General features: G+C 36.9%; 13 protein-coding genes and 1 other annotated feature. Of the genes, 7 read left to right on the forward strand and 6 right to left on the reverse strand.

Annotation, left to right across the window (positions count from 1 at the left end; genetic code table 11):
- Nucleotides 1-18 precede the first annotated feature (18 nt).
- Nucleotides 19-756 (forward strand): class I SAM-dependent methyltransferase, encoded by a 738-nt coding sequence (locus MKY94_RS02380; protein WP_340844053.1) that lies wholly within the window; start codon nt 19-21, stop codon nt 754-756.
- Here MKY94_RS02380 and MKY94_RS02385 read toward each other — a convergent pair.
- Nucleotides 753-1,958 carry an MFS transporter gene (locus tag MKY94_RS02385; protein WP_342577935.1) on the reverse strand — a complete coding sequence of 402 codons (1,206 nt, stop codon included), beginning with the start codon at nt 1,956-1,958 and terminating at the stop codon, nt 753-755. The genes MKY94_RS02380 and MKY94_RS02385 overlap by 4 nt on opposite strands.
- A 63-nt stretch (nt 1,959-2,021) precedes the next feature.
- Nucleotides 2,022-2,281 (reverse strand) — a binding site (T-box leader).
- 94 nt (nt 2,282-2,375) lie between these two features.
- Here MKY94_RS02385 and MKY94_RS02390 point away from each other — a divergent pair.
- From MKY94_RS02390 to MKY94_RS02405, 4 genes are all read left to right on the forward strand, one after another.
- Nucleotides 2,376-3,635: an erythromycin esterase family protein gene (locus MKY94_RS02390; RefSeq protein WP_342577936.1), complete on the forward strand. Its 1,260-nt coding sequence runs from the start codon at nt 2,376-2,378 to the stop codon at nt 3,633-3,635.
- Nucleotides 3,636-3,842: 207 nt separating this feature from the next.
- Complete coding sequence (gene dacB / locus MKY94_RS02395) at nt 3,843-5,285, forward strand: D-alanyl-D-alanine carboxypeptidase/D-alanyl-D-alanine-endopeptidase (protein WP_342577937.1); 1,443 nt, start codon at nt 3,843-3,845, stop codon at nt 5,283-5,285.
- Nucleotides 5,286-5,404: 119 nt separating this feature from the next.
- Nucleotides 5,405-5,980: a TetR/AcrR family transcriptional regulator gene (locus MKY94_RS02400; protein WP_342577938.1), complete on the forward strand. Its 576-nt coding sequence runs from the start codon at nt 5,405-5,407 to the stop codon at nt 5,978-5,980.
- Nucleotides 5,981-6,080: 100 nt separating this feature from the next.
- Complete coding sequence (locus tag MKY94_RS02405; protein ID WP_340844057.1) at nt 6,081-8,177, forward strand: MMPL family transporter; 2,097 nt, start codon at nt 6,081-6,083, stop codon at nt 8,175-8,177.
- Nucleotides 8,178-8,269: 92 nt separating this feature from the next.
- Here the strand turns inward: MKY94_RS02405 and MKY94_RS02410 are convergent, their stop codons facing one another.
- From MKY94_RS02410 to MKY94_RS02430, 5 genes are all read right to left on the reverse strand, one after another.
- Nucleotides 8,270-9,004, reverse strand: a complete 735-nt coding sequence (locus MKY94_RS02410; protein ID WP_144540009.1) for a polysaccharide deacetylase family protein — start codon at nt 9,002-9,004, stop codon at nt 8,270-8,272.
- A 232-nt stretch (nt 9,005-9,236) separates the two neighbouring features.
- On the reverse strand, nt 9,237-9,806 hold the full coding sequence (locus tag MKY94_RS02415) for a manganese catalase family protein (RefSeq protein ID WP_144540007.1): 570 nt from the start codon (nt 9,804-9,806) through the stop codon (nt 9,237-9,239).
- A 15-nt stretch (nt 9,807-9,821) separates the two neighbouring features.
- Nucleotides 9,822-10,088 carry a spore coat protein CotJB gene (locus MKY94_RS02420; protein WP_144540005.1) on the reverse strand — a complete coding sequence of 89 codons (267 nt, stop codon included), beginning with the start codon at nt 10,086-10,088 and terminating at the stop codon, nt 9,822-9,824.
- The gene (locus MKY94_RS02425; RefSeq protein ID WP_144540003.1) at nt 10,085-10,303 is read right to left on the reverse strand and encodes a spore coat associated protein CotJA; all 219 of its coding nucleotides are present in this window, start codon (nt 10,301-10,303) and stop codon (nt 10,085-10,087) included. The genes MKY94_RS02420 and MKY94_RS02425 overlap by 4 nt, the downstream gene beginning before the upstream one ends.
- 136 nt (nt 10,304-10,439) lie before the next feature.
- Nucleotides 10,440-11,345 carry an AEC family transporter gene (locus MKY94_RS02430; protein ID WP_340844058.1) on the reverse strand — a complete coding sequence of 302 codons (906 nt, stop codon included), beginning with the start codon at nt 11,343-11,345 and terminating at the stop codon, nt 10,440-10,442.
- A gap of 378 nt (nt 11,346-11,723) precedes the next feature.
- On the opposite strand from MKY94_RS02430, the gene MKY94_RS02435 reads away from it, so the two are divergent.
- Together MKY94_RS02435 and MKY94_RS02440 are read left to right on the forward strand one after the other, a co-directional pair.
- A complete protein-coding gene (locus tag MKY94_RS02435; protein ID WP_186318225.1) occupies nt 11,724-12,143 on the forward strand; it encodes a MarR family winged helix-turn-helix transcriptional regulator in 420 nt (139 codons plus the stop codon).
- A complete protein-coding gene (locus MKY94_RS02440) occupies nt 12,131-12,478 on the forward strand; it encodes a DUF3147 family protein (RefSeq protein WP_144539999.1) in 348 nt (115 codons plus the stop codon). Before MKY94_RS02435 ends, MKY94_RS02440 begins: the two co-directional genes overlap by 13 nt.
- Nucleotides 12,479-12,533: the final 55 nt, after the last annotated feature.

Below are 12,533 nucleotides of genomic sequence, written 5' to 3' on the forward strand. Positions count from 1 at the left end.
TTATTGGGAGGTTATTGTATGTCACATAAAGGGTCAGATGTTTATAATCAGCCAGATTTTTTTACGAATTATTTAAATAGAAGAGGTCGACCGGATAGTCCAAATAATGCAATTGAAGGACCAGTTATGTTTGAGCTAGTAGGTAATTTTAAGAATAAGTCCATATTAGATTTAGGCTGTGGTGATGGTTTATTTGGTAAGGAATTATTACGAGATGGGGCAGCTAAGTATACAGGTGTTGAGGGATCCAGAAAAATGGCAGATGTTGCGACAACAAATTTAAAAGACACAAACGGAGAAGTGATTTTGAATACAATGGAATCCTATTCTTACCCGGAGAACTCGTTTGACTTAGTTACTTCGAGATTTGCTATACATTATGTGTCTAATATAAATGAGTTATTCCGCTCTATACATAAGAGTCTAAAGAATAATGGAAAATTAGTGTTTAGTGTCCAACATCCTCTCACGACATCTTCCTTTTTAAGCAAGCAAACAGGAGAGAGACGTGAGAATTGGATTGTGGACAATTATTTTATAGATGGTGAAAGAGAAGAACCTTGGATTGATCATGTTGTGGTGAAATTTCACCGCACAATTGAACAATACTTTACAGCGTTACGTGAAGAAGGCTTTACTATCTTGGAATTACGCGAAGGTACACCTAAGCGTGAGCACTTCTCGAGTGAGGAAGAATTTAAGAGAAGGCAAAGGATACCTGTTGTATTAGCCTTTTCCTGCGTAAAAAATGGTTAAATGTTATCTATTATCTTTTGGTTAGAGAACTTCCATACAACAGTTAATAGATAGCATGACACGATGAGCATGAGCAAGGAGCCGCCAATAACAACAGCTTTGACAGATATCCAGCCTGCGAATATACCAAAAAGCAATACTGCAATCATTTGAACGAAGCTGGAAGCCATTTCATATAAGCTTGAGATTCTTCCCATCATATTAGAGTCGATATGAGATTGTATAAACGTCATATAACCGGTATTGGCTATTGAAAGAAAAAATGACAAGATTAGAAATCCGAGACTTGCAACAAAATAGGTAGTAGAAATACTATAAATTAAATATCCAGTTGCTACTAAAAGTGTCCCAACGCTCATTAAAGCTTTAGGTGAAAGAAATCTTACTAATAGATTCGTACATATGGCGCCTAATAGAAAGCCTACTCCTCCTATGCTTACAAGTGAGCCATAAGCAGCGTCCGTGAGGGAGAGAACCTCTTTAGCAAATGCAACTTCAGTAGAGTCTAATGCAGCAGTCAACAGCATTGTTCCTTGGAAAGTCATATAAATTAAGAAAAAGGGTAATGATTTTTTACTGAACTTCCAAACTAATAACCAATCTTCTCGCACCTCTTTTAAATCGAGGTGTTTTTTTGCTTCTATTGTAGCATTGAGTTTATTGGGCAAGAACGAAGTCCATATGCCGCAACAAATAAAAATAATAATATTTACTAATAGAGAAAACTCAAGTGGGGCAAGCATAAATAGAATCCCAGCTAGGAAGGGACCCGTCACAAAGGCACCTGAATGAACAAAGCTTAGCAAGGCATTAAATTTGTTTCGCTCCTCTTCTGGTAGCAATAAAGTCATATAAGTAAATGAGCTTGTTTCAAACATAGCACCAGCCATTTGAATAAATAAAACCATCACATAGATTGCCCATAGCGAATCGACCAAGAGCAATGACCCTACAAGAAGGGCTCGTAGTAAATCTAAAAATATCATTAAATGCTTTGTAGATACTCGGTCGATTACACTTCCAGCCCAAGGCCCTATTAACATACTAGCAAATGGTTTAATTATATATAATCCAGTAACGGCTAATACAGACCCGGTTTTCTCCAAAATAATTAAATTGAGGGCAAGTAAATAAATCCAGCCTCCAATGTTTGCAAGCCCCACTACACCTAAATAGAGTGTTCTTGTTTTTCGATTACTCATTTATATTCCTCCCGACATGATAATTATTTACAAATAAAAAAATCCCACCCCCAAGACGTTTGTCTTGGGGACGAGATTATCATGTCGTGGTGCCACCCCAGTTTGTTCCATTGTCACCAATGGAACCTTTTCAAGTACGGCATAGAATATGCTTATACTTTAGCTCTATAACAGGAGCACCCGTCACATCATACCCCGTATAGAACAGGTCCTATGTGAAGCTCAGAGGCTTGTTTCAGTAATTTCTTCTTCATCCCTTTTCAGCTACGGGGACTCTCTTTGGAAGACTTTAAATTACTTACTCTTCTCTTCGTCGCATTTAATTTACAATATCATACCATAAATTCGTTTAATTTCTACTTAGAATTTAAAATGGAATAAAATAATTTTAGATTACTCAAACTTTATGGGAGAGGAGTGCTTTTATTGAAGAATTTAAAGGAGTCTATTCAAAGGTATGCTTTACCACTATCTATGAATGAGGACTTTAACCCTCTTTTAGAGGCAATTGGGGAAGCTAAAATTGTTTTACTTGGAGAGGCGAGTCACGGAACCTCGGAATTTTATAAAGTAAGAGCAGAGATTTCCAAAAGGTTAATAAAAGAAAAAGGTTTTACGTTGATAGCAGTTGAGGGGGACTGGCCCTCCACCCAGCAGGTTAACCGATTTGTAAAAGGTTACAGTAAATATTCCAATGTTAAAGAAATGCTCCAGTCTGCATTTGAACGATGGCCAGCTTGGATGTGGGCAAATGAAGAAATTACAGAATTTACGTCATGGTTAAGGACTTATAATGACAAAAAGGTTAAGGAAGACAAAGTGGGATTCTATGGAATAGATGTCTATAGTCTATGGGAATCCTTAGATGAAGTCATTCGTTATTTGAAGGAAACCGATCCAAATGGAGTGGAGCTACAATTTGCTCAAAGAGCCTTTTCTTGTTTTGAACCGTTTAACCGTCATCCGGAAACGTACGCGCTATCGACGTTAGATATTTCGGAAGCGTGCATAGAAGAAGTGTCAAAGCTTATCAAGTCCATTAGGGCACATGAAGACAATTTTAAAGACGAGGAAGAAAATGACTTAAATTTAAAGATGAACGCTATGGTTACACAAAATGCAGAGGAGTATTACCGAGCGATGGTTCGAAGTGATAACCTGTCTTGGAATGTGCGGGATGAACATATGGTAGAAGCGATCAATGAAATAATGGATTATGATGGAAAGAATGCAAAAATAATTATTTGGGAGCATAATACGCATATTGGTGATGCTTCAGCTACAGATATGAAAGATGCAGGTATGCTAAACGTTGGTCAAATTCTTCGACTTCAAAATAGAAAAGATAACGTATTTGCTGTGGGATTTGGTACTTACTCTGGAACAGTTGTTGCAGCAGATGAATGGGGTATTCCGTACAAAAAGGAAAAGGTTCCCCCAGCACGAAAGGATTCTTGGGAGGATGTACTCCATGAAGCAGGAGCAGAAGATAAGATGCTGATCTTTAATGAAGAGAATCGTTATCTGTTCAACCAATGGATCGGTCACCGAGCAATTGGAGTAGTGTATAACCCTGCATTTGAAGCATATGGAAATTATGTGCCCTCCAAAATAAGTGAACGGTATAATGCGTTTATTTATTTGGAACATACTCAAGCTTTAAGGCCTTTAGATTAGGGTGAGAAGAGTAGGAGACTTTACACCGCTTCTTTTAATATCTAGAACTTGAAAAGTTAGACTATAGGAAATTAGACTGTATTTTTGTAATATATTATATTTTAACTTATTATCTTACAATTACGTGTTAAACTAACAGAAAATAGAAAAGATGGAGGTAGAAAAGTGCTGGTTTGGAAAAAACTATTTTTCACAATAGTATCTATCATGTTACTAGTAAGCGCTGTGTTAGTGCCAACTACAGCTTCTTCATCAGTAGAGGCTGCTACATCCTATGCTAGTTTAACGAATAAATTAAATACGATAATGGCAGATACCCGCATGAAGAATGCAACAACTAGTATTACGATTAGAAAAGCATCGACTGGAGAGGTTATCTATGAGCGAAATGGGGATAAAGGCATTACTCCTGCCTCATCCTTAAAATTATTAACTGGCGCAGCCGCTTTGGATACTTTAGGTGAAAATTTTCAATTCTCTACTGCTGTATTAATGGATGGAAAGATAAATAAGGGTACCTTGCAAGGTAATCTTTACTTGAAGGGTCAAGGAGATCCAACGTTATTGAAGAGCCATTTTGACAATTTTGCCGCTGGTTTATCTAAAAAAGGTATTAAACACATTTCAGGAAATCTAGTAGGTGATGACACTTGGTATGAGAGTGTTCGGTTGTCTGCTGGTATTTTAGCAGAGGACGTGCCTTATTATTATGCAGCTCCTATTTCTGCGCTGACCTTATCTCCAAATGGAGACTTTGATGCGGGCTCTGTGATTGTAGAAGCGAAACCGACTAGCAATGGAAAAGCTACAAGAGTAACCTTAACTCCAAATACAGGCGTATTACAGGTCGTCAACAGATCCAAGACAGTACCAAAAGGAAATAAAAATACGTTAAAAATTACTCGTGAAGTGGGAACAAACAAAGTTATTGTAACAGGGAATTCTCCTATTGGGACATCCGGATCTAAGGAATGGATTGCTGTAAAAGACCCAACGATGTATGCTTTAGATATTTTCAAGCGATCTTTAGCTGAAAAGGGGATAAGCCTAAGCAAGAGTACTAAATTAGTGAAGGGGAAAGCTCCAGCGAGCGCAAAAACTTTACTATCTAAAAAATCTCAGCCTTTAAAAGATTTAATCGTTCCATTTATGAAGTTAAGCAATAATGTGCATGCAGAGATTTTAGCTAAGGAAATGGGTAGAAAGGTTTATGGTGAAGGAAGCTGGGACGCGGGCTTACAGGTAATGCGTGACTATGCATTTTCAGTGGGGATAGACGTTTCTAAATGGAAATTCGAGGATGCCTCTGGGCTATCATATTCTAACAAAATTACATCTAGCGAGCTTTCTCATTTGTTATACGTGATTAGAAAAGAGCCTTGGTATAACACGTATTACAAGAGCCTACCTATTGCTGGATCTAAGGATCGATATGTTGGGGGAACATTACGCTACAGACTAAATACAGCCCCTGCTGCAGGAAATATCATGGCGAAAACAGGAAGTCTTAAAAACATTAAAGCACTTGCTGGCTATGCCAAAACAAAAGACGGAGAACTACTCATATTTACCGTACTTACAGAAAACAACAAAACAAGCACAATCCCTTCCATTGACCAAATTGCAACAGCCATAGCAAACCATAAATAACTAGATTACAGCAATGTTGCAGGTGCCTGGCACCTGCAACATTGCTGTAATCTTTTTGTGTATATGTTTATGCTAATAGAATTTTGTAATATACTGAAGAGAATAGTGAGGTGTTGGATGTGGCTCGTGAGCGAAAATTTACAGATGAGCATCTTTTTCAGGAAACAAAGGAACTAATTATCCATGATGGTTATGAGGCTTTTACTTTTAGTAAGCTGGCTTCTAGGTTGAAGGTTTCAAGAGGAAGTATTTATAAGTATTATGAAAATAAGGATGAACTTATCTCAGAGTTTTTAATGTATGAAATGGCTAGATTTTTAAGTGACTTTGATAAATTAAATAAAACGGCAGATTTTCCAACTCAATTTAATGAGTTAATTGATTTTATTTTTACGCAAAGTAATATTTACGGTGTGTTGGAAATCATCGGTCAAATCCCGGCACCTACAACAAAGCGAGCATTGAATAATAAATCTAAAATAAGCGAATACTATATTAGTATGTATCAGCAGTTTGAAGGGTTTATTGAGCTGGGAAGAAAAGAAGGAGTTATTAAAGAGCATTTGCCTACGGCTATTTTGTTGGGGATGATCTTTCAAATTATTGCGATTCCTAATCATTTTAATATTCCAGAGAAAGAATGGATTGGTTCTATCAAGGAAATTTTAAGTGGTGGGATGTTCAAGCACGATTAATTGACAGGAAAAGGATAGAAAAGGATAATGTAAATGAAAATGTTTTTTTATTCAAAGTGACACTAGTGTCACTTAAATAAGCTAGTAGGGAGTGGAATTGTTGAAAAAGTTACTAGGAAGTGTAACAGATTTTGTGACCACTAAAAAAGGGATGTGGACCACAATTGGCGTATGGCTAGCCATCACAGTCTTACTGACTGTATTTGCACCTAGCGCAGGAGAATATAAAGTATCAAGCGTAGCGTCTTTACCGGAGGATGCTCAATCAGTAATTGCGCAGAATCATATTGATGAGCATTTTAAGGATGCGGAAAGTCTTCCGGCTATTCTGGTGTTACAATCTAAGGACTCAGAAATCGATGTTGCTGCACTTGGGGAAGCGTTGGATAAAGTAAGTGCTGCAAATATTAATGGTGTTAAGGAAGTTGTTCCTTTTAGTAGCCTGCCACCTCAAGCTTTAGCTGGATTCTTTTCAGAGGATAAAAGGACAGCAGTTGTGCCATTAAACTTTGTAACGTCTTTAGAAACGGCTGAATTAGAAAAATCCTTAGAAGATATTAGAGACATTGTTTCTGAAGAATCTGGGACAGAGGTATATATTACTGGACCAGCAGGTATTGCTGTAGACACAACTAATTTGTTTGAAAGAGCAGATTTAGTTTTAATTTTAGCAACTGTTGGTATCATATTAATTCTTTTAATCGTTATTTATCGTTCTCCATTGTTAGCAATTATTCCATTATTGGCTGCTGGTATTGTGTATCAGGTAGTTAACCAATTGCTTGGTATTTTGGGAGCTGGTGGTTTAGACTTAGCAGTCCAATCCGTATCGATCATGTCTATTCTGCTATTTGCAGCAACCATAGACTATTCTTTATTTGTTTTCTCTCGTTACCGAGAAGAACTAAAGAATTACGATAGTAAGTTTGATTCGATGAAGTGGGCTATGAGAGAAACAGGTATTCCTGTATTCTTCGCGGGTGGAACTGTGCTTGCTGCAATGCTAGTATTGTTCTTTGCGAACTTCGGAGATTATAAAAACTTTGCTCCGATCTTTGGTACAACAATGTTTGTTATTATGTTTGCTTCTGTAACATTAATCCCTGCATTGTTCACATTATTTGGTCGTAAATCATTCTGGCCACGCATTCCTAAATACGGGGAAGGGGAAGAGAAGGTCAATAGACTATGGAGTAAAATTGGTTCATTCGTTGCGAGAAAACCAATTGTAGCTGCTCTTATTATATTAGTTATTTTAGTTGTTTCGGCTTTAAATATGTTCAATCTGAAATACGAATTTGACACGATGAAGTCATTCCCAGAAGATATGCCATCACGTATGGGTTATGAAATCATGGAAGAAGAGTTTGCTAAAGGTGATTTAGCACCAACTACTGTACTTTTTGAATCAAAGGAAGAAGTTACAGAGGAAGTTCAAGCCAGCATTCTGGAGCAACTTCAAAAACAAGATCTAGTTAGCTCTGTACGTCCAACAGGTGTATCAGAGGATGGCTTAGCAGTTCAATATCAACTAACCTTTGAGGAAAGTCCTTATTCTACTGAATCAATGGATGCTCTGGAAAAGATGGTAGAAGAAAAAGAGGATATTGTTTCATCTATAGATGCTAACGGCGAGTTATACTTTGCAGGAGAGACAGCTTCTCAAGTGGATGACCGCGCTGTAAATGATCGTGATTTAATAGTTATTGTAGTACTAGAAACTATCCTAATCTTCATCCTATTAATCGTATTAACTAAGTCTATTAAGATGCCTATTTATATGATGGGAACGATACTTTTATCATTCTTGGCTGCATTAGGTTTAGGGATGTTCTTATCTAATTTATTCTTTGACATTGATACGATTAGTAACCGTGTTCCGTTGTATTCCTTTGTATTCTTGGTCGCGCTTGGTATAGATTATAATATTATTTTAATCTCTCGTTTCTTAGAGGAAAGACAGAAGCATTCTGTGAAGGAAGCTGTTCAAATAGCTGTGTCGCACACAGGTGGAGTAATTTCCTCGGCTGGTATTTTATTGGCAGCTACATTTGCTGTGTTAATGACTCAGCCAATACAATTATTATTCGTCTTTGGATTCATAGTAGCGGTAGGTATTATACTCGATACTTTCTTGATTCGTGGTATTTTACTACCAGCATTAATTGTTTTGTTTGAAAAGGATAAAAATAAATAAACTAAGAAAAAAGCTTGAATCATTAGTTATTTAATGATTCAAGCCTTTTATTTCTGGAGTAGAAAAGATAATTGTACTCATACTAGGTATTATTAGGGGCTAGCAGGCATAGTGTAAATTTCAATAAGTTCAGAAACTGTGACAAATTTATAACCCTGTTGTTGAAGCTCTGGTAGTATTTCCTCCAACGCTTGGATGGTTTGTGAGCGGTCTCCTCCTGAATCATGAAACAAAACGATATTCCCTGGCTGAACTCCAGACAATACTTTTTTCACTATCTTTTTGACACCTGGGGTTTTCCAATCCTCCGTATCTTGATGCCAGGACCACATGATCACCTTATAACCTTCATTTATCGCTGTATTAATAATTTTATCGTTATACTGTCCACCTACCGGTCGATAAAAGATTGGGTAAGTACCAGTAATGTCGTGAATAATATCATTCGTTTTTTTTAATTCTTCCTTTAACTTTGCAGGGGAAATGCTTAATGGGTGGGTATACGTATGGTTGGCAATCTCATGGTTTTCTTCCCCAATTCTAGATACAACTTCCGGATATTTTTCAGCTCTTTCTCCAATTACAAAAAAGGTAGCTTTGGCATCGTATTTTTTCAGTAAATCTAAAACCTGCGGAGTGTATGTAGGATGTGGCCCATCATCAAAGGTCAAAGCAATGACTTTTTCATCTGTTTTAATCTCCCAAAGGACATAACCCTTTTCTTCGTAATATGGTCGTCCCTTATCCTTGGCAGAAGTAGCGAAACCAATACCAATACCAAAGAACACAAGGAATACTACTCCAACTTTAATGACTAATGATTTCATCTCGCTATATTCCTCCTTGCCATTTTAATTGGGCGGAAGTAATACATTATCCTTCAAGTTATTGTTGCCTAAGCCAAACTGAATATACAAACCAAGCTCTCCCAAAAAAATACAGAAGTACGATCAGATGCAGGAATGTTACAGGTGCCAGGCACCTGTAACATTCCTAAAACTATAATTAGCAAAAATAAAAGGCTTAGAAACTAGAAAACTAGTCGCCAAGCACTTTAAATTAAAATATCTTTTTCCGGTCTCGCTCTTCTTTAAGTATCTCCACAGATTCTCTAAATCGTAAGGAATGAATGTTTTCTCTTTCTCTTAAGAATCGAAGAGCATCATTAATACCAGGGTCATCTGAGATATCAATCAGCCATTGATAAGTTGCACGGGCTTTTTCCTCCGCTGCTATATCCTCATATAAGTCAGCAATTGGGTCTCCCTTAGATTGAATATACGTAGCAGTAAAGGGAACACCACCAGCATTTTCATAGAATAAAGAATGTCCATGATTCACAAAATGAGCTCCTAAGCCTGCTTTTTCTAATTGTTCAGGAGTAGCATCCTTTGTCAGCTTGTAAATCATCGTTGCAAGCATTTCTAGATGAGAAAACTCTTCCGTAGAAATATCTGTTAGAACACCTATTACCTTATCAGGAACAGTATATCGTTGATTCATATATCTTAATGCAGCAGCCAGCTCTCCATCAGCACCGCCATATTGCTCCATAAGATACCTAGCAAGCATCGGATTGCATGTGGTTACCTCAACAGGATAAAGCAGCTTTTTCTCATAAACCCACATTATTTATCCCCTTTCTTAAATTTGCCATGGCCATGGAGTAGAGTTCCATCGCCAGCCAACCTCTAATGCCTGCTTGGAGGGAATAGTATTTAATGAAATTGGTCCATATTGTGCTTCATATTTCTTTCTGACAGCAGCTGCATTTTTTATAGCTTCTCTCCATTGTTCTAGAGCATCCATATCATCCGGATGTGTATCTGTGTAAAGTGTTAGTTCCACAACAACAAAGTCCATTTGTTGAACCTGTTTCAATAAATTCCATTGGTGATCGCTGGACGTCAAGAAATTCCCTCCTCCCTATAAAATCCATCAACAAATTGTGGCCATAAAGAACCTTGCTTTAAAGCTTCTGCTGGTGTATTTTGCGGCAGTCCTGGTGGTTGAAAATTAGTAAATAGCTGTGGAGGAAGTACAAATTTCTTAACTAAAATAGGAGGGCAAGGGTCCCGTGGAGAAACGTATGGCTTATAACTACCTCGAAATTGCCAATTTTCCATCTGTTATCACTCCTTCAAATTAACCTATGAAAAACAAATCCTATTCATACTTGAAGGACTAGCAATAATTTATAGAGTTCTATTATTACAGGTGCCTGGTATTACAGGTGCCTGGCACCTGTAATAATAGAAGGAATCATATTCCTAGGAAAAATAGTGTTAATGGGATAGTGATAATGCTTAGAATGGTAGTGATAAAGGTCATAAACGAAACGAGATCCGGTTCGGTGCCAAACTGTAGGGCGAGGAGAGTTGTGTTGGCAGCAGTTGGCATAGCTGATTGGATAATAAATACGGTTTTATATAAATCATCTAAAGGCATAAATGAAACAATTACTGCTGCAACTAAAGGTGATACTGCCATACGTATAATGGTCGCTGTTGATACAAAATGATACGCTACCTTCTTTTTAGAAATAACGGCAAGCTGCATACCTAATACAAGCATAACTGTAGGGATAGAAGCGTCCGCGGCAAGGCCAACTCCCTCCATTACTGCTTGAGGAACTGTTATATCTACTAACTGGAGTAAGATACCGAGTGCTGAAGCATAAGCCAAAGGCATTCTTAACACTTTATAAATAGCCTGTTTCCATGTAGCTTTTTCCTCTCCACCTAACGATGCAAAGAATATTCCGATCGTATTAATGATTAACCCGTGGAAAACCATAATTACGACAGCATAATCAAACCCAACTGCTCCTAAAGCGAATAGAACTACAGGAGCCCCATAATTACCGCTATTCGGAAAAACGCTTCCTAAAATCAATGCGGACAACTCTGAACGCGTAGTTTGCATAAAAAGAGAAGACAACCAAGCGATTAATAACAGAGAAAATGTTAGTCCAAGACAAGCGATAAGAATATATACATAATCTATGGATAGCTCGTGTGTATAAAATGTTCGGAAGGCTAAAAAAGGAGACATCAAATAAAGAGCGGCAGAGGAAATAGATTTAATATCAAATCCTATCAACCGTTGTCCTATAAAACCAATAAAAAATATAATAAAGACCGGCAAAATTATTAAAAGCAAATCCATTCTATTATCACCCCAAATATTATTACTATTGTTACAGGTGCCTGGCACCTGTAACAATAGTAATAAAAAAATATAAATAAGTTCGATATCCGTAATATATAAAACTATATCATTTGTTGAATCTTTTTTCTGAAATAATTAAATGATGGGGAGCCAGGTTTTCTTTAGCTAAGCTTTTAGAAATCGAATAGTTTATGATTTTATAAGTGTTTCTAAGCTCAGTCTCTTGCAATCGAGTTGAAATAGAAAAGCTATAGTCATGAGAGCTGCTTCCTGAAATTTCCCGTTCGCTTGTCAGGTAAGATATAGGAACTTGTTCCTTTGTTATTCTTATGTTATATTTATATCGTATTATACGATATAAAAGGGGGTAAAAAAATGAGCATACAAGTCAATCAATTGAATCAGTATTGGACAGACATTTATTTTTATTTACATTATCCACATGTGGATAAAATAACTCATCAAGCAGTACGTATACTTCAGCTTATAGATAAACAACCGAATACCGGGATAAATGAAGTGGCAATGGTTTTACAAATATCGCATAATACTGCCTCGGAACATGTGAAAAGACTAATAGACAAAAAATACATAATAAAAGAGAAGAGTGGAGAGGACCATAGAAGGGTCATATTACGCTTAACCGAGCTAGGGTCAAATGTTTTATATCGAAATACAAGCCTGGATGATGAAAAATTAATGAAAATAGTAGAACAGCTTTCTAAGGAAGAACAAATAATAATTGAGAAAGCATTCAAGACCTTAAGTGAGGTAGCTAAAAAATGTACGTTATAATGAAAGTCGTTATTTCTGCCATTATAATAGCTATTGTAACGGAGATTTCGAGGAGATTTCCTACATATGGAGGAATTATTGCAGCTTTGCCTTTAGTAAGCTTACTAAGTATTATCTGGTTGTATGTTCAAGGAGAACAATCCCCCGCCTTGAGTAAGTTTGCTTTGGGTGTATTATGGGGTTTCCCAGCTACCGCAGTAATGTTACTTATTGTATATTTGGCCTTACAAAATTCTCTTCATCTATTTATATCCATTTTGTTAGGGATAGCAGGGTGGTTGTTCTTTTTATACATACAAGACATTGTGGTTACTTACATAAAACATATAGTCTAAAGGGGGGGACGTTAGACTATCCCCTCATTCATATTTAACACCATTAGAAAGCTCT

Source organism: Psychrobacillus sp. FSL K6-2843, assembly GCF_038626375.1.
GTDB lineage: Bacteria > Bacillota > Bacilli > Bacillales_A > Planococcaceae > Psychrobacillus > Psychrobacillus faecigallinarum.